The sequence below is a fragment of the Pseudomonas sp. Z4-7 genome (assembly GCF_051131965.1).
Taxonomy (GTDB): Bacteria; Pseudomonadota; Gammaproteobacteria; order Pseudomonadales; family Pseudomonadaceae; genus Aquipseudomonas.
In genome coordinates, this window is the sequence record NZ_CP071642.1 from 2,830,613 (window position 1) to 2,855,840 (window position 25,228).

The 25,228-nt window shown below is 62.2% G+C and carries 23 protein-coding genes; 9 read left to right on the forward strand and 14 right to left on the reverse strand.

Annotation, left to right across the window (positions count from 1 at the left end):
• Window positions 1-11: 11 nt before the first annotated feature.
• On the reverse strand, window positions 12-1,313 hold the full coding sequence (locus J3P91_RS12900; RefSeq protein WP_434604636.1) for an SDR family oxidoreductase: 1,302 nt from the start codon (window positions 1,311-1,313) through the stop codon (window positions 12-14).
• Window positions 1,314-1,461: 148 nt separating this feature from the next.
• Here J3P91_RS12900 and treA point away from each other — a divergent pair, with 148 nt between their 5' ends.
• Both treA and J3P91_RS12910 read left to right on the forward strand, forming a co-directional pair.
• Window positions 1,462-3,066, forward strand: coding sequence for an alpha,alpha-trehalase TreA (treA, locus tag J3P91_RS12905; RefSeq protein WP_434604638.1), 1,605 nt, complete (start codon window positions 1,462-1,464; stop codon window positions 3,064-3,066).
• A 62-nt stretch (window positions 3,067-3,128) separates the two neighbouring features.
• The gene (locus J3P91_RS12910; protein ID WP_434604640.1) at window positions 3,129-4,052 is read left to right on the forward strand and encodes a LysR substrate-binding domain-containing protein; all 924 of its coding nucleotides are present in this window, start codon (window positions 3,129-3,131) and stop codon (window positions 4,050-4,052) included.
• 446 nt (window positions 4,053-4,498) lie between these two features.
• Here J3P91_RS12910 and leuD read toward each other — a convergent pair whose 3' ends face one another.
• The 6 genes from leuD to xylA all read right to left on the reverse strand — a co-directional run bounded on the left by leuD (window position 4,499) and on the right by xylA (window position 11,998).
• Window positions 4,499-5,104 (reverse strand): 3-isopropylmalate dehydratase small subunit, encoded by a 606-nt coding sequence (gene leuD, locus J3P91_RS12915; RefSeq protein WP_434604642.1) that lies wholly within the window; start codon window positions 5,102-5,104, stop codon window positions 4,499-4,501.
• Window positions 5,105-5,106: 2 nt separating this feature from the next.
• Window positions 5,107-6,528, reverse strand: a complete 1,422-nt coding sequence (leuC, locus tag J3P91_RS12920) for a 3-isopropylmalate dehydratase large subunit (RefSeq protein ID WP_434604644.1) — start codon at window positions 6,526-6,528, stop codon at window positions 5,107-5,109.
• A 125-nt stretch (window positions 6,529-6,653) separates the two neighbouring features.
• Window positions 6,654-7,790 carry a sugar ABC transporter permease gene (locus J3P91_RS12925; RefSeq protein ID WP_434568680.1) on the reverse strand — a complete coding sequence of 379 codons (1,137 nt, stop codon included), beginning with the start codon at window positions 7,788-7,790 and terminating at the stop codon, window positions 6,654-6,656.
• A complete protein-coding gene (xylG, locus tag J3P91_RS12930; RefSeq protein ID WP_434604646.1) occupies window positions 7,791-9,347 on the reverse strand; it encodes a D-xylose ABC transporter ATP-binding protein in 1,557 nt (518 codons plus the stop codon). It lies immediately after the preceding gene.
• Between the two features lie 183 nt (window positions 9,348-9,530).
• A complete protein-coding gene (gene xylF, locus J3P91_RS12935) occupies window positions 9,531-10,532 on the reverse strand; it encodes a D-xylose ABC transporter substrate-binding protein (protein ID WP_305494967.1) in 1,002 nt (333 codons plus the stop codon).
• Window positions 10,533-10,681: 149 nt separating this feature from the next.
• Entirely contained in the window at window positions 10,682-11,998 is a 1,317-nt protein-coding gene (xylA, locus tag J3P91_RS12940; RefSeq protein WP_434568678.1) for a xylose isomerase, read from the reverse strand.
• A gap of 155 nt (window positions 11,999-12,153) precedes the next feature.
• Here xylA and J3P91_RS12945 point away from each other — a divergent pair, with 155 nt between their 5' ends.
• Complete coding sequence (locus J3P91_RS12945) at window positions 12,154-13,329, forward strand: XylR family transcriptional regulator (protein WP_434568677.1); 1,176 nt, start codon at window positions 12,154-12,156, stop codon at window positions 13,327-13,329.
• Here the strand turns inward: J3P91_RS12945 and J3P91_RS12950 are convergent.
• A complete protein-coding gene (locus J3P91_RS12950; RefSeq protein ID WP_434568676.1) occupies window positions 13,318-13,560 on the reverse strand; it encodes a hypothetical protein in 243 nt (80 codons plus the stop codon). The two genes, J3P91_RS12945 and J3P91_RS12950, sit on opposite strands and share 12 nt — an antisense overlap.
• A 142-nt stretch (window positions 13,561-13,702) precedes the next feature.
• Here J3P91_RS12950 and J3P91_RS12955 point away from each other — a divergent pair, with 142 nt between their 5' ends.
• Both J3P91_RS12955 and J3P91_RS12960 read left to right on the forward strand, forming a co-directional pair.
• Window positions 13,703-14,044 carry a hypothetical protein gene (locus tag J3P91_RS12955; RefSeq protein ID WP_434604648.1) on the forward strand — a complete coding sequence of 114 codons (342 nt, stop codon included), beginning with the start codon at window positions 13,703-13,705 and terminating at the stop codon, window positions 14,042-14,044.
• Window positions 14,045-14,209: 165 nt separating this feature from the next.
• Window positions 14,210-14,587, forward strand: coding sequence for a hypothetical protein (locus J3P91_RS12960; protein WP_434604650.1), 378 nt, complete (start codon window positions 14,210-14,212; stop codon window positions 14,585-14,587).
• Between the two features lie 25 nt (window positions 14,588-14,612).
• Here J3P91_RS12960 and J3P91_RS12965 read toward each other — a convergent pair whose 3' ends face one another.
• Window positions 14,613-15,134 carry a GNAT family N-acetyltransferase gene (locus J3P91_RS12965; protein WP_434605121.1) on the reverse strand — a complete coding sequence of 174 codons (522 nt, stop codon included), beginning with the start codon at window positions 15,132-15,134 and terminating at the stop codon, window positions 14,613-14,615.
• Between the two features lie 18 nt (window positions 15,135-15,152).
• The gene (gene mqo, locus J3P91_RS12970) at window positions 15,153-16,802 is read right to left on the reverse strand and encodes a malate dehydrogenase (quinone) (protein ID WP_434604652.1); all 1,650 of its coding nucleotides are present in this window, start codon (window positions 16,800-16,802) and stop codon (window positions 15,153-15,155) included.
• A 223-nt stretch (window positions 16,803-17,025) separates the two neighbouring features.
• On the opposite strand from mqo, the gene J3P91_RS12975 reads away from it, so the two are divergent.
• Both J3P91_RS12975 and J3P91_RS12980 read left to right on the forward strand, forming a co-directional pair.
• Complete coding sequence (locus J3P91_RS12975) at window positions 17,026-17,811, forward strand: DeoR/GlpR family DNA-binding transcription regulator (RefSeq protein ID WP_434604653.1); 786 nt, start codon at window positions 17,026-17,028, stop codon at window positions 17,809-17,811.
• Between the two features lie 90 nt (window positions 17,812-17,901).
• Window positions 17,902-18,828: a Gfo/Idh/MocA family protein gene (locus tag J3P91_RS12980; protein ID WP_434604655.1), complete on the forward strand. Its 927-nt coding sequence runs from the start codon at window positions 17,902-17,904 to the stop codon at window positions 18,826-18,828.
• Window positions 18,829-18,873: 45 nt separating this feature from the next.
• On the opposite strand, the gene J3P91_RS12985 is transcribed toward J3P91_RS12980, so the two are convergent.
• Entirely contained in the window at window positions 18,874-19,476 is a 603-nt protein-coding gene (locus tag J3P91_RS12985) for an XRE family transcriptional regulator (protein WP_434604657.1), read from the reverse strand.
• 159 nt (window positions 19,477-19,635) lie between these two features.
• On the opposite strand from J3P91_RS12985, the gene J3P91_RS12990 reads away from it, so the two are divergent.
• Complete coding sequence (locus tag J3P91_RS12990) at window positions 19,636-20,328, forward strand: B3/B4 domain-containing protein (RefSeq protein ID WP_434568669.1); 693 nt, start codon at window positions 19,636-19,638, stop codon at window positions 20,326-20,328.
• Window positions 20,329-20,495: 167 nt separating this feature from the next.
• Here J3P91_RS12990 and yghU read toward each other — a convergent pair whose 3' ends face one another.
• On the reverse strand, window positions 20,496-21,335 hold the full coding sequence (gene yghU / locus J3P91_RS12995) for a glutathione-dependent disulfide-bond oxidoreductase (RefSeq protein WP_434568668.1): 840 nt from the start codon (window positions 21,333-21,335) through the stop codon (window positions 20,496-20,498).
• 320 nt (window positions 21,336-21,655) lie between these two features.
• Here yghU and J3P91_RS13000 point away from each other — a divergent pair, with 320 nt between their 5' ends.
• On the forward strand, window positions 21,656-23,710 hold the full coding sequence (locus J3P91_RS13000) for a 2Fe-2S iron-sulfur cluster-binding protein (protein ID WP_434604659.1): 2,055 nt from the start codon (window positions 21,656-21,658) through the stop codon (window positions 23,708-23,710).
• Window positions 23,711-23,901: 191 nt separating this feature from the next.
• Here the strand turns inward: J3P91_RS13000 and J3P91_RS13005 are convergent, their stop codons facing one another.
• On the reverse strand, window positions 23,902-24,171 hold the full coding sequence (locus tag J3P91_RS13005; protein WP_434568665.1) for a YceK/YidQ family lipoprotein: 270 nt from the start codon (window positions 24,169-24,171) through the stop codon (window positions 23,902-23,904).
• 69 nt (window positions 24,172-24,240) lie between these two features.
• Window positions 24,241-25,203, reverse strand: coding sequence for a DMT family transporter (locus tag J3P91_RS13010; protein WP_434604661.1), 963 nt, complete (start codon window positions 25,201-25,203; stop codon window positions 24,241-24,243).
• Window positions 25,204-25,228 lie beyond the last annotated feature (25 nt).

A 25,228-nucleotide genomic window follows, 5' to 3' on the forward strand; every position in this document is an offset into this window, starting at 1 on the left:
TCGCTGTGCGGTCACCTGCGGTCACGCTCTCGACCCAATGCCACCAGGCACCCGCCAAGCAACAGCGCCGCGCCCGCCACCAGCACGGGCGATGGCCGTCGCGCAGGCTTGCGCCAGCCGCCTTCGATTTTACGCGGCCCGCTGGGCGGGTTGAACAGGTTGCCCGAGGATGAAGCCAACGCCGGACTGCGGTTCAGGGCCAGACGCGTCAACCAACCGGACAGTTGCGGGAAGCCGGGCAAGAGGACATGGGCGACTCTCGCCAGTACCGCCGCGCTGCCCACGGTGGTGCTGGGCTTGGGGTTGAGCGCACAGCTGACCATCGCTTCGGCAACCCGCTGCGGGTCGTAGACGGGAGGCGGTGGCTTGAGCGCATGGCCGGTGTAATTGGCGCCGTCGCGAAAGCCCGGCGTGTCGATGACGGCGGGGTAGATGTCGCAGACATGGATGTCCCGGTATTCGCCGAGTTCACCGCGCAAGGCTTCGGACAAGCCGCGCAAGCCGTATTTGCTTGCCGAGTAGGCAGCGGCATAGGGCTGGGCGACCCAACTGCCCAGCGACAGGGTGTTGATCAGGATCCCGCGCTTCTGCGCCTTGAAATAGGGCCATGCCACATAGGCGCCCCGCAGGTAGCCGAGCAGGTCGGTTTGCAGAACCTGTTCATGTACCTCAAGCGGCGTTTGCTCGAAACTGCCCACCGCGCCGACGCCGGCATTGTTGATCCAGATGTCGATGCGGCCGTCGCCAAACGCGGCGGCCTCGGCGGCTAGCGCCTGCATCTGTTCGCTGCGGGTGACATCGGTGCACACCGCCAATGCGGCGACGCCCTGGGCCTGGCATTCGTCGACAACTTCGGCGAGCGCCTCCCGATCACGTGCCGCCAGCACCAGGCGCGCCCGTTGCCGGGCAAACGCCAGGGCGGTGGCACGGCCGATTCCGCTGGACGCTCCGGTGATAACCACGAGTTTTTCCGCCAAGGGATACGACTTTGTCTGAGCGGAGGTAGCGGCGGGGCCCGTGGGCCGGTCGATGTCGGGCTGCAAGGGGGTCAGCTTGAGGCGCACGCCATCGGCCATTATCAGCGTCAGGTCCTCGATGGTGCCGGCCACTCTGCCGGGGTACACCGGCTCGCCCTCGGGGTCGAGCTGGTCGTAGAGGAAGGTCTGGCCTTCCAGCCAGCCCACTGCCGTATTCAATTCAGGGCCCAGGTAATACTTTCCATCAAGGAAAAAACCCGGGAAGTGAGGCGCGCGCTCGATGCTTTCAACGGCGTAACGCTCACCGTGCCGCATGCCGGTTGCTGGGGCAATCATGATCAACACCTCCGTCCTGTTGGTCCTGCGATAGAGAGCAGGGGTCAGGCAGGGGTTCCGTCGAGGTGAGGAAAGGCATTTCGAGTGAACCGCGCTCCACCTCGTTCTGTCACTCGTTGGTCAGGAACGACAAATGATGGAGCCGCCGATGCGACCACTGTATTTCCCCAGCCTGTCTCTCGCTGTCGTGCTGTGCACGGCCTGTTCAAGCCAACCTGCCGCCATATGGAGTTATGCCGACGCCCGGGACCGGGCCAATCAGCCGCCCGACCAGATGTACCCCGAACTGTTCGAAGCCGTGCAGCGTCAGCAGGTGTTCACCGACCAGAAGCATTTCGTCGATGCGTTGCCCAAGCGTGACCCGGCGAAGATCCGTGCCGATTACCTGGCCCGTCGGGAGGGCGCCGATTTCGATCTCGATGCCTTCATAAAGGACAACTTCATCGAATCCGGCCAGGCTGAAAGTCCTGCCCCCGAACCGGGTGCGCCGATCAAGGAGCACATCGATAATCTCTGGCCCGTGCTCAGCCGAACCTACACCCACGTGCCGCCCTACAGCAGCCTGCTGCCGTTGCCGCAACCGTATGTAGTTCCGGGCGGACGTTTCCGCGAAATGTATTACTGGGACTCGTATTTCACCATGCTCGGTCTGGAGCAAAGCGGCGACAAGGCGCAGGTTCGCCAGATGACCGACAATTTTGCCTACATGATCGACACCTACGGCCATATCCCCAATGGCAACCGCAGCTACTACCTGAGCCGCTCGCAGCCACCGTTCTTTGCTTACATGGTCGAGTTGCAGGCGCACATCGAAGGCGAGCAGGCCTACGGGCGCTACCTTCCCCAGCTGCAAAAGGAATATGCCTACTGGATGGACGGGGCGCAGGCCCTCAAGGCCGGTGAGGCGGTGCAGCATGTCGTCAAGCTCGCCGATGGCAGTGTGCTCAACCGTTATTGGGATGCCGACGCTACGCCTCGGCAGGAGTCATGGCTGCAAGACACGAAGACCGCCGAACAGGCGCCACAGCGACCCAAGGAGGAGGTCTGGCGCGACTTGCGCGCCGGGGCCGAAAGCGGCTGGGATTTCAGCTCCCGCTGGCTGGGGGACGGCAAGAACCTGGCGACCATCCGAACCACGTCGATTGTGCCGGTGGACCTCAACAGCCTGATGTTCCACCTGGAGCGCACCATCGCCAAGGCCTGTGAGACGGTGGCGAACACGCCTTGCGTCCAGGCCTATGGGCAGCGTGCCGAGCAACGCCAGCGCGCCATCGAGACGCACTTGTGGAACGCCGAGGGTGGTTATTACGTGGACTACGACTGGCAGCAGAACCGGCAACGGCCGGGATTGACTGCCGCAACGCTGTTCCCGCTGTACACCGGCCTGGCCTCTGCCGAACGCGCCGATCGTACCGCCGATGCGGTGCGTCGAGGTTTGTTGCGTCCGGGCGGCATCGCCACCACCCAAGTCAATAACGGCCAGCAGTGGGACGAGCCCAATGGCTGGGCGCCGTTGCAATGGGTGGCGGTCGAAGGATTGGACCGCTACGGACAAACGGAACTGGCCCGGGAAGTTGGCAACCGCTTTCTGAAGCAGGTCCAAGACCTTTATCTCAAAGAGGACAAATTGGTCGAGAAGTACGACGTGTCCGGACAGGGCGACGGCGGTGGGGGCGGCGAATACGAACTGCAGGACGGCTTCGGCTGGACGAACGGGGTAACACTGAAGCTGATGAATAAATACGACGGTTGAGCCGGGCGGGATCGATGCTATTCTTCGCAAAATCTGCGAAGAATAGCGCTGCCGTGGGGCTTATGAACACGAGTCGTGATCAGTTTCCATTACCGGAGGACCTGAAGGTCTTTCTCACCGTCGTTCGAAAAAACGGCTTTGCCAGTGCCGCGCAAGCGCTGGGTTATTCACCGGCCTATATCAGCAAGCGCATTTCGGTACTGGAAGCAACGCTCGCCACGCGCTTGCTGCACCGTACCACCCGGCGCATCGCCCTGACCGACGATGGCGAGCGCGTGCGGGTCTGGGCCGAAAAGCTATTGGGGGATTTCGAGGAGTTTGTCGGTGAAATCGCCCAGGCGCGACATCAGCCCAGCGGCGCTCTGCACATCTGCAGCAGTTTCGGTTTTGGCCGCAACCACGTCGCACCGGCCATCGGCAAACTGTCGCAGGCGTACCCACGGCTCGACATCCGCCTGGACGTATTCGACCGCGTCGTCGATATCGTCGGCGAAGGCTTCGACCTGGAGATCCGCGTCGGTGATGACCTGCCGGACCAACACCTGGGGCGCAAGCTGGCGAGCAATCGGCGGATACTCTGCGCAAGCCCGGAGTATCTGCAACGGCGGGGCATCCCGCATTCGCTGGAAGAGCTTGACGCCCATGATTGCCTGGTGCTCAAAGAGCGCAATAACGCGTTCGGCCTATGGACGCTGACCCGGGATGGCGAGGAGGCAACGGTACGCGTCGGCGGCCCGTTATCATCCAACAGTGGCGAGATCGTTCTGGAGTGGGCGTTGAGCGGCGGCGGGATCCTGCTGCGCTCGATGTGGGACGTCAAGCCGCTGCTGGAGCAGGGGCGGCTGGTCCAGGTGCTGCCAGACTATTCGCAAAGCGCCAATGTCTGGGCCGTATACCCGACCCGGCTCAGCCAGTCGGCCAAATTGCGGGTATGTGTCGAGTTTCTCGAGGAGTGCTTCCGGGATTTGTCGATTGGTCAGACATAGTGGCGTCCTCTGTGGGAGCGAGCCTGCTCGCGAAGGGGCCGGCTCATCCAACATCTTCAGCGGCTGACACGCCGCCTTCGCGAGCAGGCTCGCTCCCACACTGTAATATTCGACAGACACAGACCTCACGATATATACGGACCCCCTGTGGGAGCGAGCTTGCTCGCGATAGGGCCAGCCCATCCAACATCTTCAGTGGCTGACACGCCGCCATCGCGAGCAAGCTCGCTCCCACATTGGATTTTCGACAGACACAGACCTCACGTATACACGGACCCCCTGTGGGAGCGAGCCTGCTCGCGAAGGGGCCAGCCTAACCAACATCTTCAGCGGCTGACACGCCGCCTTCGCGAGCAGGCTCGCTCCCACATTGGATTTCGACAGGCGCAGATTTCTCAGCCCACAGGGGAAGCCCGGACCTACCAAAATCAGGTCAAACCCAACCCCTACAACCAGGGATTCTCCGCCAGATGCCGACGCTCGAACCGGCGAATCTGCTCGGCACGCTGGAGCGTTGCGCCAATGGCATCCAACCCCAGCAGCAACGACTCCTTGCGCAGTCTGTCGATCTCGAACGCCATAACGCTGCCGTCCGCCAGCTCAATGCGCTGCTCGGGAAGGTTGACGCTGATAGCGGCCGTATCCGCACGGCCAACGAGTTCGGCAATCTTTTTCCACTGGGCCTCGGCAAGCTCAATCAGCAGCACCCCGTTTCGCTGGCAATTGTCGTAGAAGATCCCGGCGAAACTCGTACCGATCAGCGCCCTGATCCCTACCTGCTTCAAGCCCCAAACCGCATGCTCACGGCTTGAGCCACAGCCGAAGTTTTCGCCCACCACCAGGAAGGTCGCATCGCGCCAGCCAGGTTGATTGAGCACGAAATCCGGATTGGCAACGCCAGGCTCGCGCCATCTCAGGTCAAAGAACAGGCCCCGGTCCAGCCCCTGGCGGTCGATGCCCTTGAGGAACTGCTTGGGCATGATGACGTCGGTGTCGATGTTGGCGGCCAGCAGCGGGGCGGCGATGCCGGTTACGGTGTCAAAGGGTTGCATCTTCAGGCCTCCGGGAGCAGTGAGCGGACGTCGGTCAGGTGACCGGTTATCGCGGCGGCGGCCACCATGGCCGGACTCATCAGGTGAGTGCGCGCGCCCGCGCCCTGGCGTCCTTCGAAATTGCGATTGGTGCTGGATGCGCAGCGATCACCTGGTGCAAGCACGTCGTCGTTCATCGCCAGGCACATCGAGCAGCCGGACTGGCGCCATTCGAAACCCGCGTCGCGGAAGATCGCAGCCAGTCCTTCCTCTTCGGCCTGGTCGCGCACCGCGGTGGAGCCGGGCACGATCATCGCCCGCACATGGGCCGCGACCCGCTTGCCGCGGACGACCCGTGCCGCGTCGCGCAGGTCTTCGATGCGCGCATTGGTGCAGGAGCCGATGAAGGCATGGCTGATCTGCACTTCGCCAAGGGGCATCCCTGGCGTCAGCCCCATGTAGTCCAGCGCCCGCTGCAGGCCCTGGCGCAGGATCGGGTCGGGCTGCGCCGCCGGATCCGGTACCTGGCCGCCAATCGGCGCTGCCTGGTCGGGGCTGGTGCCCCAGGTCACCATCGGCTCCAGCGCAGCGACATCGAGGCTCACTTCCCGATCGAATACCGCATCCTCATCGCTGCGCAGGTCTTGCCACTTGGCCACGGCCTGTTCCCACAGCTCGCCCCGAGGCGCACGGGGTTTGCTTTGCAAGTAGTTAAAGACTTTGTCATCGGGGGCCATGAACGCGCCTCTCGCACCCGCTTCCACGGCCATGTTGCAGATGGTCATCCGCGCTTCGACGCTCAGTGCGCTGATGACCGGGCCGGTGAATTCGATTGCGTAGCCCGTAGCGCCCGAGGCGCCGATTTTTTCGATCAGCGCCATGATGACGTCCTTGGCGGTGACGCCCGCGCCGAGGGCGCCATTGACCGTGACGCGCAGGGTTTTCAGACGCTTGTAGACCAGCGTCTGGGTGGCCAGCAAATGTTCGATTTCAGAAGTGCCGATGCCGAAACCGAACGCCCCGAGCGCACCGTAGGTGGTGGTATGGCTGTCGCCGGCGGCGATGACCATGCCCGGCAGGATGAAGCCTTGCTCGGGAGCGACGACGTGCTCGATGCCCTGGCGCTTGTCGAGCACATCCAACAGTTCGATGCCGAAGTCTCGGCAGTTTTCGGCGAAGTAGGACACCTGCCGGGCGCCGCCCGCATCCGGCATGGCCGCGATGCGTTGAGGCGTGGTCGGGTTGACGTGGTCAACCACCGCGAGGGTTGCGCTGGGGCGCCAGACGCTGCGGTGGGCTTCGCGCAGGCCGCTGAACGCTTGCGGGCTGGTGTATTCGTTGGCGACCTGACGGTCGATGTACAGCAGCACGTGGCCCTTATCATCCAGCGGGCAAACGGTATGGCTGTCGATATGTTTCTGATAAAGCGTTCTCGGGCTGTTCATTTTCGCGCGCTTCTTGTCCTGGCGGGGCTTGCTGTGAACAGCATATGCCCCGCCCTGAAAGCATCAAGCGGGCAAAAGTGAAGGCGTTGCACACGAGTCGTGATCAATCACCCAAGGGGCGGCCATCAACGTCGTCCAGTCCGGGTGCTGACGTCTACCCATACGGCCAGGACCAGAATGCTGCCTTTGACAATCATCTGCCAGTAGCTGTCGACGTCGAGCATCGACATGCCGTTGTCCAGGCTGGTGATGACCAGCGCGCCTAGCAGCGCACCGTAGACCGTCCCGGAGCCGCCGCGCATGGAGGTGCCGCCGATGAAACAGGCAGCGATGGCGTCCAGTTCGCCCATGTTGCCGGCCGAGGGGGAGCCGGCCGCCAGGCGCGCGGTGTTGACCATGCCGGCGAGGGCGCACATCACGCCCATGATGCCGAAGATCCAGAGTTTCACCGCTTGCACGTTGATGCCGGACAGGCGGGTGGCTTCCATGTTGCTGCCCACGGAATAGACGCGCCGGCCGAACACGGTCTGGCTGGTCACGTAGCTGAACACCCCCAGCAGGACCAACAGCAGCAGCACCGGAACCGGAATCCCGTCGTAGCTGTTCAACGTATAGACGAAACCGGCGAGCACTGCGCCGATCAACACCACCCGCACCACGTCGCGCACCAATGAATGGGCGGCCAGGCCGTGCAAGGCGCGATTGCGGCGTTGTTTCCAGGTCAGGAACAACGTCAGGGCAAACAGCACCACGCCAAGGCCCGTGCCGACCGCATGGGGCAGATAACCCTGGCCGACATAAACCAGCTCCGGCGATACCGGGGCGATGGTGGTGCCGCCGGTGATGCCCAGCAGAATTCCGCGAAACGCCAGCATGCCGCCCAAGCCGACGATGAACGAGGGGATGCGCAGGTAGGCGGTCATGTAGCCGTTGGCGAGGCCGATGACCAGCCCGCACAGGGCGACCAGGCTCAGGTTCGCCAGTAGCGGAATGTGATAGACCACATCGAGAATCGCCGCGAGCCCGCCGAGCAAGCCCAGCAGCGAGCCCACCGACAGGTCGATCTCGCCGCTGATGATCACCAGCACCATGCCGCAGGCCAGGATTCCGGTGATGGACATCTGCCGCAGCAGGTTGGAGAGGTTGCGCGGAGTCAGGAATCCGCCCTCGGTCTGCCAGCTGAAGAACAGCCAGATGACCGCCACGGCAATCACCAGGGCGAGCATTTTGTAGCGGGTGAACACTTGTTTGACCTGATTCATCTACGCGGATTTCCGATCATTGTTGTCAGGGGCTTCGGGATGGCTGAGCGCGGCCGCAAGCACCTGCTCCTGGGTCAGTTCACGATTGACGAAATCGCCGCGCAACTGGCCGTCGCCAATCACCAGCACGCGGTCGGACACCCCGAGCACTTCGGCCAGCTCCGAGGACACCATGATGATCGACACGCCTTCGGCCGCCAGCGCGCCCATCAGCTTGTAGATCTCGTACTTGGCACCCACATCCACGCCTCGGGTGGGCTCGTCGAGAATCAACACCCGTGGCTTGGTCAGGAGCATCTTCGCCAACACGGCTTTTTGCTGGTTGCCGCCGGACAGGCTGGTGATCGGCAGGAACGGGCTTGCGGTCTTCAGATGCATGCGCGAGATCTCCCGGTCGATGCTGCCCAGTTCGGCCTCGGCATCGATCCGGGTCATCTTCGAGAAGTTCTCCAGCACCGCCAGGGTGATGTTCTGGCCGACGCCCAGGTCCGGGATGATGCCTTGGCGCTTGCGGTCTTCGGGGACCATGCACAGGCCGGCGCGGATCGATTTGAGCGGTGTGCTGCTGTCGATCCGCTGGCCGTCCAGCCAGACCTCGCCTTCATGGCGTCCGGGGTAGGCGCCGAACAGGGCTGACACCAGTTCCGTGCGACCGGCGCCCACCAGCCCGGCGATGCCGAGGATTTCCCCGCGCTTGAGCGCAAACGAAATATCGTCGACCCGTTTGCGCCTGGGGTTGTCGACGTCGTAGCAGGTGATGTGGCGCGCCTCGAAAATCACCTCGCCGATCTCGTGGGGTTCGGTGGGGTAGAGGTTGCTCATTTCCCGCCCGACCATCTGCGTGATGATTTTCGGGATATCCATATCGGCCATGGCGGTGGTCGCGATGTGTTTGCCATCGCGGATGACGGAAATGGTGTCGCACACCGCCGCCACTTCATCGAGCTTGTGGGAGATGTACACGCAGGCCACGCCCTTGGCCTTGAGGTCGCGGATGATGTCCAGCAGCACCTCGATTTCCGAGCGGGTCAGGGCCGAGGAGGGCTCGTCGAGGATCAGCAGACGCGCCTGTTTATTCAGCGCCTTGGCGATCTCGACCAGTTGCTGGTAGCCACCGCCGTACTGCGAAACCGGCAGCGAGACGTTCATGTCCGGCACTTTGAGCTCACGCATCAGGGCTTCGGCGCGATGGATCATCGCCGGATAGTTCATGCGCCCGCCGGGCAGGGTCAGCTCGTGGCCCATGAAGATATTTTCGGCCACTGACAGGTCGGGGACCAGCGTCAGTTCCTGATGGATGATGACGATCCCGGCGGCCTCGGTTTCGCTGATCGATTGGGCTTTCAGCGGCTGGCCGTCCCAGAGGATTTCGCCCTCCCAGGTGCCATAGGGGTAGACCGCCGAGAGGACTTTCATCAACGTGGATTTGCCCGCGCCGTTTTCACCGCACAGGCCGACACATTCCCCGGGCCGGACCTTGATGTCGATGCCGTTGAGGGCTTTGACACCGCCAAAGGTCTTGACGATGCCGTTCATTTGCAACAGGTATTCGGACATGGCGAGGGCTCGTAAAAAAGGGCTCACAGGCAGCGTTGAGGAGCACCACCCAGCCCTGTGGGAGCGAGCTTGCTCGCGATGAGGCCGTCACATCCGACACCAATGTTGACTGTCAGGCCGCCATCGCGAGCAAGCTCGCTCCCACAGGGACTGTTTGGCAAAAAGTCCCGGGGTGCGCTTTGATCACTGCCCGGCAATCTGCGCCTTGGTGTAGAACCCGTCCTTTTCCAGCAGGTCGATGTTGTCCTTGGTCAGCGCGGTGGGCGTGAGCAGGATGGTGTCGACCTTCTTGTTGCCGTTGTCGTACTGCGAGCTGTAGGTGGGCTTCTCGTTGCGCGCCAGTTGTACCGAGAGCTTGGCGGCTTCGGAAGCGATCAGTTTCAGCGGCTTGTAGACCGTCATGGTCTGCGTGCCGTCGATCACGCGCTTGACCGCCGCCAGGTCGGCGTCCTGGCCCGAGATCGGTACCTTGCCGGCCAGCTTCTGCGCGGCCAGGGCCTGGATGGCGCCGCCGGCGGTGGCGTCGTTGGAGGCGACGATGCCATCGATCTTGTTGTTGTTCCGGGTCAGGGCGTTTTCAACGATGCTCAGGGCTTCGGTGGGGTTCCATTCCTTCACCCATTGCTGGCCGACAATCTTGATGTCGCCCTTGTCGATGGCCGGTTGCAGCACCTTCATCTGGCCTTCGCGCAGGATCTTGGCGTTGTTGTCCGTAGGGGCGCCGCCCAGCAGGAAGTAGTTACCCTTCGGCGCTGCCTTCAGGACACCGCCGGCCTGCATCTCGCCGACTTTTTCGTTATCGAAGGAAATGTAGGCGTCGATGTCGGCGTTGAGGATCAGCCGGTCATAGGACACCACCTTGATCCCGGCCTTCTTGGCTTCAGCGACGGCGTTGGTCAGCACGGTAGCGTTGAACGGCACGATGACGATCACATCGACGCCCCGGGAAATGAGGTTTTCGATCTGGGAAATCTGCTTCTGCTCGTTGGCGTCCGCCGATTGCACGTAGACCTTGGCGTCGAGTTTTTCCGCCGCCGCGACAAAGTAGTCACGGTCGCGCGACCAGCGTTCCAGGCGCAGGTCATCAATGGAAAAACCGATTTTCGGGTGGGTCGCGTCGGCCATGGCCGGAAGCGACAGCAGGGCGAGGGCGCCGGCGAGCAGGGTACGTTTGAAGGTTTTCATGGTGGTGCGTCCTTTTATTGTTTTTTGAAAGACACTGCCTGACGATGAACATGATGCCGGTAGAACTGTAGAGACTTGTTCGACGTTCCGGGCGCAGATTTGTCGCGCGAATGTAACAACCTCCCTGCGCCCACGGAGGTTGCCTGTGGTCAGGGGTAAATGAACCGGTTGACGACGTTTTCCAGCATCTCCTGCCGACCGCTGACGGCCTGCGGATTCAGCTCGTTGGTGAACGCATGCTCAGCCAGTGATTCGAGGCTGAAGTCCCCCGCCAGAACCGCTTTGCCGAACGGCTGCTGCCAGCCCGCGTAGCGCTGGTCCTTGAATTTCTGCAGTTGATCGTTCTGCACCATGGCCGCCGCGCGCTCCAGGGACAGGGCGAGCACGTCCATGGCGGCAACATGACCGTGGAACAGATCGACGTCGTCGACGCTCTGGCGGCGGACTTTGGAGTCGAAGTTGAACCCGCCGTTGCCGAAGCCCCCGGCCTTGAGGATTTCATAGGTGGCGAGGGTCATTTCCTCGACGCTGTTGGGAAACTGGTCGGTGTCCCAGCCGTTCTGCGGATCGCCACGGTTGGCATCGATGCTGCCGAAGATTCCCAGGGAGACCGCCGTGGCGATTTCATGATGGAAACTGTGCCCGGCCAGGGTCGCGTGGTTGGCCTCGATGTTGACCTTGATTTCGTTCTCCAGGCCGAACTGTTGCAGGAAGCCGAACACGGTGGCGCTGTCGTAGTCGTATTGGTGCTTGGTCGGCTCCTGGGGCTTGGGCTCGATCAGCAGGTCGCCCTTGAAGCCGATCTTGTGCTTGTGCTCGACCACCATGCGCATGAAGCGGCCCAACTGTTCGCGTTCGCGCGCAAGGTCGGTATTGAGCAGGGTTTCATAGCCTTCACGGCCGCCCCACAATACGTAGTTGGAACCCTTCAAACGCTGAGTGGCGTTCATGGCGCTGAACACCTGGGCGGCGGCGCAGGCGAAGACCTGTGGGTCCGGGTTGCTGGCGGCGCCGGCGGCAAAACGCGGGTTGCTGAAGCAATTGGCGGTGCCCCACAACAGCTTGATTCCGCTTTGTTCCTGATGGCGCTCCAGGTGATCGACCATCTGCGCGAAGTTGTTGCGGTACTCCTTCAACGATTGTCCTTCCGGCGCGACGTCGGTGTCGTGGAAGCAGTAGTAGTCGATGCCCAGCTTGGAGAAAAACTCGAACGCCGCCTCGGCCTTGCCGATCGCCAGTTCCAGCGGATCGCCGGCGTGCTGCCACGGGCGCTTGAAGGTCCCGGCACCGAACACATCGGACCCTGGCCAGACAAACGTATGCCAGTAGCAGACGGCCATGCGCAGGTGCTCGCGCATGGGTTTGCCGAGCACCAGTTTGTTGGCGTCGTAATGGCGGAAGGCGAGCGGCGAGTCGCTGCCGGGGCCTTCATAACGAATCGGCTCGACATCGGGGAAGTACGACATGGGCGGGTTTCCTTTTTATTCTTGGCGGTGTCCCGATACTACCGCCGGCCCGCAGGCTGCTGATTATGAAAATCACCAATCGGCAGTTCGATTTTGAGTATTGAGATTCGCCGTTCGCGCGCCTAGTCTGTGTCCATCGGCCCAGGGTAAAAACAATGAAAATCGTCCCGCCCGTTCACCGCATCGCCCTGCTGTTCAACGGCAGCAAGATCTACGACCGCGGCATCATCAGCGGCATCGGCAACTACCTGAGCAGCACGCGCGCGTCCTGGGACCTGTTTCTCGAGGAGGATTTTCACTGCCGGTTGAAAGGGATCGAGCGCTGGCAGGGCGATGGAATCATCGCCGACTTCGATGACCCGCTGATCGGCGAGGCGCTGGCCGGGATCAAGCTGCCCGTGGTGGCGGTGGGGGGCTCGTATCAGGACGAGCGCGCCTATCCGAAGGGTATTCCATATGTCGCTACGGATAATCACGCGCTGATCAAGTTGGCCTACGCGCATCTGATCGAAGCCGGGTTGACACAGTTCGCCTGTTTCAGCCTGCCCGAAGCCCAGGCCAATCGCTGGGCCCAGGAACGGGAAAAGGCCTTTCGTCAGTTGATGCAGCGCGATGGCCTGCCGGCGCAGGTGTACCGCGGCATGGGCACCAGCGCGCCGCTTTGGGACAGCGCGGTCGAGCAGCAGATCGCCTGGCTGCAGAGCCTGCCCAAACCCATCGGCATCATCGCTGTCAGCGACGCGCGGGCCCGGCAGTTGCTGCAAGCTTGCCTGACAGCCGGGATCGCCGTGCCGGAGCAAGTCGCGTTGATCGGCATCGACAACGACCCGCTGACCCGCAGCCTGACCCGGGTGCCGCTCAGTTCGGTGGTGCAGGGCACCGAAACCATGGGCCGGACCGCCGCGCGCCTGCTTCATCAGATGCTGCACGGCATGCCTTCCACCGGCACCCAGGTGTTGATACCGCCCGAGGCGATCAACGTGCAAGCGTCGAGCCTGCACCAGCCACTGGGCAATCCTTATGTCATGCAGGCTTTGTTGTTCATTCGCCAATACGCCTGCCAGGGCATCAAGACCGCGCAAGTGGCGGCGTATGTCGGCGTGTCGCGTTCATCCCTGGAGTCGCATTTTCGCAAGGAGCGTGGTTGCAGCGTTCACGACGAGATCCTGCGCTTCAAGCTGGCGGCGGCGGCCAGCGGGTTGGAGAACACCGAGCTGGCAATTGCCGATATCGCCCGCGATTGCGGCTTCAAGTCGGCGCAGTACCTGCACACGGTGTTTCGCCGCGAATTCGGCTGTACGCCTCGGGGATTTCGCCAGTCAGTCGGATAGCCAGGTACTCATCACCCGCCGATCCAGTTCCTCCCAGTCCGCCATGCCCAACACCCGGGTAGTGTTCAACCCGCGCAGGTAACCGCGCAGTTGATTGGCCGTGTCCCGCTTGAGCTGGGGGGCGATTTCGGCATTGCTCAACAGCACGCTTTCGTACTGGACCAGGTACTCAGCCACCCGCTCACGGAAGTCGGGCAGTACCGCGTCACGAATCAAGTCAAACGTTCTCATCCGTTCCTCATCATTCCGGCTTGCAACTATTGCTATGAGTAATAGTGACCATTAGCAAATGCAAGTTCTGCTTTGCGGGCAATCATTGGAAAATCAGCGCCATCGAGACGCAGCCCAACGTTTTTATTTTCAGGACCGATCCATGCGCCCTTTATTTCTACTGTCCCTGGCGTTTTCCCCGCTGTTATTGGCGGGATGTGCCTCGGCACCGAACGATCCGACCCTGACCTTGCAGACCAGCAAGACCCCGGCCGAATACGCTGAATGCGTCGTGCCGAAGTTGCAAGGCAGCGCTTTGCACCCGATGGTCTCGCAGAGCCAGCGCAGCTACCGCATCGTCGTGCCAAGCAAGATTTCGGCGGACAACGTGCTGGAAGCCTACAAGGCCGGCAGTGGCGGCAAGGTGTTTGTCTACGAGCGCCACCTGCTGGCGTCCAATCTCCTGCCTTCGAGTTTCGAGCGCGCCGCACAGGAGTGCATCTGACCGGCCCGTAAACGCTTTTCTCCGTGCTCCTTTGGTTGGCCGCAACCAACCAATTCCCTTGCCCCGCACCGTCTTCGGTCGCGGGGCTTTTTTTGTCCGGGGACCTCACATACCTTGGTGTGAGAGGATGGCGGACGCAAATCCGCCGCAGAAAAAAGGACCGAAATGACCATGCTCCCAGCGTACTCCGCGCCATTGGCCCTGGCGCTTGCAGCCTTTTGCGCACCGGCGCAGGCCGCGACGTGGCAGATCTGCGATATCCAGCTGCATGTCACCGAAGTGGTGAAACGGCCCACGCCGAAGCTCCAGGCCCAAGTCCTGAAGGCGCGCCCGGCCTCGCCCAGTGTGGAATGCCCGGAAGAGGGCGCGGTGATCAGCTTCATTCCGGAAACCGCCGACTACCAGGCCACGCTGCCACGCCGCAAATGGCCCGGGAAAGGCCAGGCGATACGGATCAAGTACCGCTATCTGGATGGAATCTGCAAGGGCGACGGCAACGACTATCCTTGCCGTATCGAGCATTATCCGTTTGTGGCTCGATGAAAAAGTCGCTCATGGACGTCCAGAACTACCGGGGCTGGATTAAAAGCGAATACCAATGATGCTGCCCGTTGGCCTCCGGCTGGGTAGGCTCCACCATAAAACCACAACGCTTGAGCACTTTCACCGAGCCGGCATTTTGTACATAGACATCGGCTAGCAACCGTTCGAGTCGCCAGTGTGACCGGGCCTGCTCGATCAAGTGCTTCACTGCCAGCGTCGCCAGTCCCTTGCCACAAGCGTGTTGGGCGATTCGATAGCCGACCTGCGCCGTTCGCTCGCTGGTGTCGATGTCCTTGAGGTTCGCTCGCCCGATAATCGCTCCGCCGGCGTCCTCTATGACAAACGGGTGCCAGGTCCCGGCGGCGAAGCCGGACAGGTAATCGCCGATGTGCTCGCTGACCCCCTGCAACGAATAAAACGCCGAGGCGCGCGCATCGATGTGCTGCTCGAACCACTGGCGATTATCCACTTCAAACGCCAGCAACGCCTCGGTGTCGGCGAGTTGCAGGGTACGAATCCTGATGGCTTCCTTGTCCACGTTTCCCATCCTTGTCAGTCGAAGCATTCACAACGCCAGGTCCGGGTCGGAATCGCTGTTTTTCTGCCCCACGGGATCGCTGTTGGTCGGGGCCTTCGATTCGGCGTTTCCACGGATGTCCGGCGGCGGCGCCAGTTTTAGCACATCGCTGGTGTATTTCCATTCCTCATAGACACGATCAGGATCATCGTTTAGCCGTGTGCCATAGCTGGGAACGATCTGGTGCAGTTTTTCCTGCCAGGCCGGCGAGGCCACCTTGTCCTTGAAGACCCGCTGCATCACTTCCAGCATGATCGGGGCTGCCGTCGAGGCACCAGGGGATGCGCCAAGCAGGCCGGCAATGCTGCCGTCCTGGGAGGCGACTACTTCGGTGCCCAGCTTGAGCACGCCACCTTTTTCCTCGTCGCGCTTGATAACCTGCACGCGCTGGCCGGCTTGCCAGAGGCGCCAGTCTTCCTTCCTGGCCTGGGGAAAATATTCCTGCAGGGCCTTGAACCGATCATCGTCGGAAAGCATCAGTTGGCCGGCCAGGTATTCAACCAGCGGGTATTGTTCGATGCCTACTTTGGTCATCGGCCAGATATTGTGCGGGGTCATGCTGGTGAAAAGGTCGAAGTACGAGCCTTCCTTGAGGAATTTGGTGGAGAAGGTCGCAAACGGACCAAAGAGGATGACGCGCTTGCCATCCAGTACGCGGGTGTCCAGGTGCGGCACCGACATCGGTGGCGCGCCAGTGGAAGCGATGCCGTACGCCTTGGCCATGTGTCGCTCGGCAATGCCTGGGTTCTCGGCGACCAGGAACGAGCCGCCGACCGGGAACCCGGCGTAGTCGTCTGCCTCCGGGATGCCCGATTCCTGTAGCAGATGCAGTGCGCCGCCGCCGGCGCCAATGAATACGAACCTGGCGTCGGTGGTGGTCGTTTCGCCGTCCTTGAGGTTCTTGTATTCAACGCGCCAGGTACCGTCGTCATTGCGGGTGATGTCGCGCACCTCGCTGGAAAGCTTCAGGCTGAAGTTGGGCCGGCTCTGCAAGTAGCTGACGTACTGGCGGGTGATTTCGCCAAAATTCACATCGGTGCCGATCGGCGTCCAGGTGGCCGCGAGCTTCTGGTTCGGATCGCGGCCTTCCATCATCAAGGGTACCCACTTCCTGATCTGCTCCGGGTCCTCTGAATACTGCATCGGCCGGAATAACGGGCTCGCTTGCAGCGCCTCGTAGCGTTTTTTCAGGAATTTGATGTTGTCGTCGCCCCAGACAAAACTCATGTGGGGGGTGGAATTGATGAATGAAGGCGGATTCTTCAACACGTTGTTGCGCACCTGCCAGGCCAGGAACTGGCGAGTGATCTGGAAGGCTTCGTTGATCTCGATGGCCTTGGAAATGTTGACGTTGCCCTGGTCATCCATCGGCGTGTAATTGAGCTCCGCCAGTGCCGAATGCCCGGTGCCGGCGTTGTTCCAGCCGTTGGAGCTTTCTTCGGCTACCGCATCCAGGCGTTCGACCATTTCCATCGACCAGCCAGGCTCAAGCTCGTTTAGCCAGATGCCCAGCGTCGAACTCATGATGCCGCCGCCTACCAGCAGCACGTCGACCTTCTTCGTTTCCGCCGCCTGGGCCCCGTTGACGCCTGATAAGAGCGCAGCGCCCAGCAGGACCGCGATAATGATTCTGTTCATAGTTCCATCCTCGGCGACCCGAGGAGTCGCTCGTTGACCAATTGACGCTACCGACCTTGTGTTGACCTGCATGAAGAAAAGACTGTTCAGCGACCTGGCGGCGGAGAGTGACGAAAGGCAGCCTTGCCCTTGGGCAACGTCGAGGGTTTGACGACCCGAGGGAGACGCGGCATATTGTGCTCGGTTGTGTATATTCATGCTCGTTTATGCAGGTTCAGCTGTCATGAGTGCTACCCACGAAGTGTTTCCCGGCGGACGCCAACGCTTGATCAGCGAGCGGCTTGCCCTGTATGGCCGGGTCATCGCGGCTGATCTGGCGATTGAATTCAACGTTTCTGAACATTCGATACGCCGAGACCTGGGCACATTGGCGGCGGCGGGCTTGTGCAAGCGCGTCTATGGCGGCGCGATTCGCCTGCCGGCCGCCGAAGCGCCGATTGATGTGCGGATCCACCAGGATCCTGCGCGCAAGGATAATCTTGGCCAGGCGGCAGCCGCGCTGCTTAGCGCAGGCCAGCATGTATTCCTGGATGCCGGCTCGACCAACCTGGCCATTGCCCGTGCCATCGACCCGGGGCTGCAATTGACGCTCAGCACCAACTCCCCGCTGATCGCGGTAGAGCTGATGAAGCTGCCCCGCGCCGAGGTCATCCTGCTCGGCGGTCGCATGAACCGCGTCGCGGGCGGGGCGATCGGTCTGGCCGCCGTCCAGCAATTGCGCCAGTTCAATTTCGACTTGTGCTTTGTCGGGGCCTGCGCCATCGACCCGGACAATGGTGTCACGGCGTTTGGCCTGGACGACGCCGAGTTCAAGCGCGCGGTGGTCGCGGCCAGCGGTCAGGTGGTGGTGGCGGTGACCAACCAGAAGCTGTCCAGCGTCGCTCATTATCAAGTGGCTTCTTGTGAAGAGGTGACCACGCTGGTGGTGGAGCAGGACGCGCCGCAAGAGCGACTCGGCCCCTTTTTCGAGCGAATCTCCAAAGTCGTGAGGGCGGTCGAACAGCAATAACGCAAGGCAAGGGGATTCGACCCATTGTCCGCCAGACGATTTACGTCTAGTTTGCTGGCCCATCATAAGTACAAAAGTCAGGAGTCATCGATGCAACCGATTCGTCTCGGCCTGGTGGGCTACGGCAAGATCGCCCAGGATCAACACGTTCCCGCCATCCAGGCCAACCCCGCGTTCGAACTGGTAGCGGTCGCCACGCAAGGCAAGCCCTGCGCCGGTGTGGAGAATTTCCAGTCCTTGGGTGAGTTGCTGGAAAACGGCCCGCACGTCGATGCAATTGCCTTTTGCACGCCGCCACAAGGGCGATTCGGTCTGGTCCGGCAGGCGCTGGCTGCCGGCAAGCATGTGCTGGTGGAGAAACCGCCCTGTGCCACCCTGGGCGAAGCGATGGCGCTGGTGGAGCAGGCGAGCGAGCAAGGCGTCAGCGGCCTGTTCGCCTGGCATTCGCGTTTCGCCCCGGGCATCGAGGTTGCCCGGGACTGGCTCGCCAGTCGCACGCTGCAAAGCGTCCGGATCGATTGGAAGGAAGACGTGCGCAAATGGCACCCCGGCCAGGCGTGGATCTGGCAACCGGGCGGCCTCGGGGTCTTTGATCCGGGCATCAATGCCCTGTCGATCGTCACCCATCTGCTGCCGCTGTCGCTGTTCGTCGAGTCGGCCGAGTTGCGCGTTCCCGACAATTGCCAGTCACCGATTGCCGCGAGCATCAGGATGTCGGATGCCCGCCATCTCGATATCCGCGCCGAATTCGATTTCGACCATGGTCATGATGAGCTCTGGAGCATCGAGATTTGCTGCGCCGAAGGCGTTTTGCGACTGGACAACGGTGGTGCGTTGTTGAGCATCGACGGCGTGCGCCAGTCAGTGTCGGAGGAGGGCGAGTACGCGGCGGTGTACCGGCACTTCCAGCAGTTGATCGGTAACAAGGCCAGTGACCTGGACCTGCAACCGCTGCGCCTGGTTGCGGACAGCTTTTTCGTCGGCAGCCGGACCTTGGTCGAGCCGTTCTACGACTGAATGGCGAGCGGGCCCATCTTCATGGGGGATGGGCCCGCGGCCTGCCTATTGATGTATTTCGGCAACCGACATGGTGAAGATCAGCTTCGACTTGCCGGCGTTGGAATACGTGTGTGCCACGTCGGTTTTCGCGACCGCCGAGCTACCGGCGGGGACGACCAGTTCCGTTTCTCCCACCACACATTTCAGTGTGCCTTTTTCTACATGGAACAGCTCAAGCGTGCCTTGAGGGTGTCCGGCCGAGGCGAAGGTTTCGCCGGGAAACATTTCCCAGCGCCACAGCTCGATCATGTTCGGGCCTGGCGTACCGGCCAGCAGGCGCGCGCTGCCTCCCAGCTCTCCGGTCCAGAGCGTGGGAATATCCTGGCTGTCGATGACATGGGCCGAGGGAGCTTCCGCCACGTTGACAATGTCGGCCACCGAAAGGCCCAGCGCCGCGGCGATCTTGCACAGGATGCCAATGCTCGGGTTGGCCGTGCATTTCTCGATTTCCACTACCATCCCTTTGCTCACGCCCGAGCGCCGGGACAGTTCGTCCAGCGTGATTTTCTGAGCCTTGCGCGCCTGCTTGAGCGTGCGCGCAACGGCCAGGCTCACCGCGTGGGCGTCCGCGCCAGGGACGGTCGATAGGGGGCTGTTCAGGGGCATCACCAAGGATCGCGACAAATGTGCCAGGGATTCTCGGCGTTTGCCGGGGACGGCGTCAATCGGCTCATCGCACTTTGCTGACTAAAAAGTCGATATATTGACTTTGGCGGTCGGCGGTGACTAGCATGAAAACCGATTTTGAATTGCTGGAGAATGCTGATGCTGTCGGTACAGCCGTTGATCGACCAAGCCGTTGCCGAGCTGGCGCCGGGGTTCAGGGCCCTGAGCATCGTCGCACAGGCTGCGCCGCTCACCGATCCCGACGTCGCCCGCGCGGCGCTGGAGCGGGCCTGTCAATCGGTGCTGGCGGGCGGGCCGGCCTGGGCGGAGGCCCATTTGCAGCAGTGGGCCCAAACGTTCCGACTGTTCGGTGCCAAGCCGCAACGCACACCTTGTTCAGCCGAAGCGTTGCGCAAGCGGGTGCTGCGCGACGGCGGTTTGCCGAGCCTTGATCCGGTCGTTGACCTCTACAACGCCATCAGTCTCGAATATGCGATCCCGGTGGGCGGGGAAAATATCGAGGCGTACACAGGCTCGCCGCGACTGGTGATTGCCGAGGGTGGCGAACCGTTCGATACGATGAAAGAGGGCGCGCCTGCCCATGAATATCCCGACGCCGGCGAAGTGGTCTGGCGCGACGACCAGGGCGTGACGTGCCGTCGCTGGAATTGGCGCCAGGGCGTCAGGACCCGCTTGGACGCGGAGGCCCGGCAGATGTGGTTCATCCTCGAAAGCTTGCCGGCGATGCCGCTCGAAGCGCTGACCGAAGCGGGCGACAGGCTGATAGAAGGGTTGCAGTCGATGATGCCCGGCGTGCAGATCGAGAGCGTGCTGATCGGGCCCGGAAGCTAACGCGCTGGCGAAAGCTCTCGTGGCGAGGGAGCTCGCTCCCGCTGGTCTGCGCAGCAGACCCAACCCAGCCAACGCAGTCATTCAGGCATATCGCATTGACCGGCTGACGACTGCTGCGCAGCCGAGCGGGAGCAAGCTCCCTCGCCACAGGAGGTTGCGCGCGTCATTCAGTCCAGGTCTTGCGCGCTATGCCGCTCTGGCACCTGGCTCGTTTCGTCGCCCCAGGTCCGGTTGACACGCTGTCCGCGCGCCACGGCGGGACGCTTGGCGATTTCCTCCGCCCAACGCTGCACGTGGGTGTATTCGTGGGCCGCCAGGAACTCGGCCGCCGAGTACACGTTGTTCCGCACCAACTGGCCATACCAGGGCCAAACCGCGATGTCGGCAATGGTGTACTGGTCGCCGGCCAGGTAGCGGTTTTCAGCCAGGCGACGATCCAGCACATCCAGTTGCCGCTTGGCTTCCATGGTGAAGCGATTGATCGGGTATTCCAGTTTCTCCGGCGCGTAGGCGTAGAAATGTCCGAAGCCGCCACCCAGGTAAGGCGCCGAGCCCATCTGCCAGAACAGCCAGTTCAAGGTTTCGGTGCGCCCGGCCGGATCGCTCGGCAGCAGCGCAGAAAATTTTTCCGCCAGGTACAGCAGGATCGAACCGGACTCGAACACCCGGATCGCAGGTTCGACGCTGCGGTCCAGCAGGGCCGGGATCTTGGAATTCGGATTGACCTCGACGAAACCGCTGGAGAACTGGTCGCCTTCGCCGATGCGAATCAGCCAGGCGTCGTATTCCGCGCCGGTGTGCCCGAGCGCCAGTAGCTCTTCGAGCAGGATGGTCACTTTCACGCCATTGGGCGTTGCCAGCGAATAGAGCTGCAACGGATGCTCGCCGATCGGCAGGGTTTTTTCATGGGTCGGCCCGGCGACAGGGCGGTTGATGCTGGCGAAATGGCCGCCCGAGGGGGCTTCGTGCTTCCAGACTTTGGGCGGGACGTAAGACGCTTGGCTCATGGGACGTACCTTATCGTTTGAATGCGCTGATCCTGAAGCGAAGCCATAGCACATTTGCGCTATGGCTCAGGTCGGGGACATGGACTCTAATCTATGGGCGCTCTGTCAGGCAGACAAGGGCCGTCGAAAATAATGCCGAGGGTCAACGGTCATTTCATTTGATGAAACAATGGATTTCAATCCGTGCGTATTCCTGCGCCAGCGCATTGGGCAGAAGATGACTCCACCCGCCCACACACCCAGTCAAAGGGGGTGACGGACGAACCCTGACCGTAGCGCACTGGCCCAGGCAGCGATGCCGCAGGCGCAAGGAGTGATCGATGAACGAAGCCTCGAAAGTAGCCCCTTCGCCCTGGCATGAAGGCGAGTTGGCCTTGCAGCGCACCGTCGGGGCAGTAGAAATGATGGCGGGTGTCGGCCAGCGGCAACTGGCGCGTAGCTGGATGCCGGATCAGCACCGCGAGTTCTACGCTCAGTTGCCTTTCGTGGTGCTGGGCGCGGTGGATCGCCAGGGTGATGTCTGGGCGACCCTGCGTACCGGGCAGCCCGGTTTCATGAATTCACCGGACCCGGAAACGCTGCACATCCACTTCGACCCGGAGCCCGAAGACCCGGCCCAGCAAGGCATGGGCGAGGGCGATGCCATCGGCATGCTCGGCATCGAGTTGCATACCCGTCGCCGCAACCGCATGAACGGCGTCGTGCGCCGCCGGCTTGAGCGCGGGCTGGAGATCTCGGTGAGCCAGGCCTATGGCAACTGCCCCCGCTACATCAACCTGCGCCAGTACCGTTTCGTCGATGAGCAACCCGCCGAATCGCGCCAACTGGTGGCGGCCGACCCGTTGGTCCGGCAGTTGGTCACCGCGGCCGATTCGTTCTACATCGCCACCTACGTGGTACGCGACGGCGAGCGGCAAGTCGATGCGTCCCATCGCGGCGGCAAGTCAGGTTTTGTGCGCATGGACGAGGACGGCACGCTGACCATTCCGGATTTTTCCGGAAACCTGTTCTTCAACACGCTGGGCAATATCCTGCTGAACCCGCGTGCGGGCCTGGTCTTCGTTGATTTCCAAACGGGCGATTTGCTGCAGATGAGCGGTTCGGCGCAAGTGTTGCTGGACGATCCGCAGATCGCCGCGTTCCAGGGCGCCGAGCGGCTGTTGCGTTTTACTCCGCAGCGCATTGTCCATCGTCCGGCGGCGCTGCCGTTGCGCTGGAAAGATCAGGAAGAGGGTGACTCGCCCAATTCATTGATGACCGGCAGTTGGGAGCAGACCGCCGAGCGCTTGCAGGCCGAGGCCCTGCGCAGCCAATGGCGGGCGCTGCAGGTCACCCGGGTGGTGGACGAAAGCCACGATATTCGATCCTTCTACCTGCAAACCAACGACGGCGTCGGTTTACCCCGGTTCGAAGCCGGGCAGCATCTACCCGTACGGATAACGCTGGAAGGACAGCAAGTGCCGTCGATCCGGACCTATAGCGTGTCCAGCGCACCGTCGGACGATTTTCTGCGCATCAGCGTCAAGCGTGACGGCGCGGTATCTTCGCACCTGCATGAGCAGATCCAGGCGCTCCACCAGATTGACGCCCGGGCGCCTCAGGGCCATTTCACGGTGAATCCGACTGAGCGCCGGCCTTTGGTACTGCTGGCGGCGGGCGTCGGTATCACACCGCTGTTGTCGATGCTGCGCGAAGTGGTCTATCAGGGGAAACGCATCAGCCGGATGCGCCCGGTCTGGCTGGTGCAAAGCGCTCGCCACGTGGCCGACCTGGCCTTTCGCGAGGAGATCGACGAATTGGTAGCCCGTGCCGATGACAAGTTGCGAGTGCTACGCATGGTCAGCCAGCCGCCCAGCGACGGGACGGTCGGGCAAGGCTACGACGTGGCCGGCAGAATCGAAGTGACGCTGCTCAAGCAACTGTTGCCCCTCGATGATTACGATTACTACCTGTGCGGGCCGGGCAGCTTTACCCAGGCGCTGTACGACGGCTTGCGCAAGCTGCGCATTCCCGATGATCGCATTCACGCCGAAACCTTCGGTCCGTCCACGCTGGTGCGCGACGTCGAAGTCAGCGTACCGGCGCCCGAGCAAGTGCCGGCGGCCACCGAAGCGGTAAAGGTGCTGTTCGCCGGTTCGGCCAAGGAGGCCCGCTGGGAACCGGAAAGCGGGACGCTGCTGGAATTGGCCGAGGCGCGGGGCCTGAATCCGGAGTTCAGTTGCCGCGGTGGATCCTGCGGCACCTGCAAGACCCGCATGACCCAGGGCCAGGCGCATTACCTGACCCAGCCGGCCGAGCCCGTGGCCGCCGGCGAGGTGCTGATCTGCTGCGCCGTACCGGCCCAGGGCAGCGAGCCTTTGGTGCTAGAGGTCTAGCGTGCGGCGCTGGCGCTTGTTCCTTCGCCAGCACATTCAATATCCTCACTGCCTGACACTCCGCCTTCGCGAGCAGGCTCGCTCCCACATGGGCCCTGCGGCGCATACACATCCAACGCCTGGCCCGTTCCAGTGTGGGAGCGAGCCTGCTCGCGAAGGGGCCTGTATGTTCAATACCCAGGACAGTGAGTTTATTCCTCAGCCGGTCTCATATGAAAAATGGTATAGGGCAGGATCAGCGTATCGGCGACGAAGCTGAGGGGTAGATCGATGACTGCAAACGGCGCCAGTGCGCGTGCGATGGTCGCGTTATCTTCGGTCGTCGCCTTGAGCACCTGGAGATCGACGGACACGCCGCAATAAGGATGAATACCGCAAAGCTGCCCGGTGCCAAAGGTTTCGTTGGCCGTCGCGCACCCTGTCAGCAGTGCGATGGTCAGAGCAATTCCCACGATGCGCATGGCGGTCCCTCGTAATTGGTGCGCGACTGTAGCACTATGATCGGGCTCAAATTGATTTATCCGCCCGACTCAGCGAACTCGCGATGACTCCTGCCGATTTTCAGTACGTCGCGTCTCTCGGCTTTCGTCACGCACCACCAGCCAGATCCCGATGGCGGAAACCGCCATCCCCAGTGCCATCTGCCATGAAAGCGGTTCGTCGAACATCGCCCAGGCCCACAGCATCGTGATCGGTGGGCTCAGGTACAGGACGCTGGCGACGCGGGTGGTGGACGCCCGGCGCAGACACAGCCAATAGAGCCCGTAACCGCCCATTGTCGACAAACCTGCCGTCCACAACACACTCAGCGCAAACCCCGTACTCGGTATCGGCGCCAGGCTGCCTTGCGTGCCCTCGATCACGGCGAATGCCAGGCCAGAGACGCCAGATTGCAGCCAGAGGTTAGGCAGCAGGCCGAGCGATTGCGAGGCAGGCAGCTGCTTTTGCCAGAGGGTCGCGATAGCCAGCGAAAACATTCCCAGCAATGGCAGCCCGTACGCCCACAGTGGCGCGTGGCCCCAAGCCAGCGCGCCGTGGGTGCCAAGCGCAACGCCGATCAGGCCGACCATCAGCCCGGCCCAGACTCGCGGCGCCAAGCGCTGTCCCAGCGCACCGGCGGCCAGCAACGCCAGGCCTATCGGCAACAGATCGGCGAACAACGCCGCCAGCCCGGCCGGCACGCCCAACGCGATGCCCTGGGTGATGCCAGCCAGGTACCCAGCCATCGCGAGCAGGCCGATGCCGGCGTTTTTCAACAAAGTGACCCGCGAGGCTCGCCGCAACTGCCCGGCGACAAAAGGAAACAGCACCAGTGTGACTACCAGGCAGCGCCAGAACACCACCAGCAATGGCGGCGCGTAATCAATGGAGAATCGCGCACCGACAAACCCGGAGCTCCAGGCCAGAAGCAGGGCGGCCTCCAGCAAAGGCAAGGGGATCAGCCAATAAACGCTGGACGGCAAAGGGCAAGTGATCGATTTGGGCAGGTTCATGGTCACAGGCTACGAAAGCAGCCTA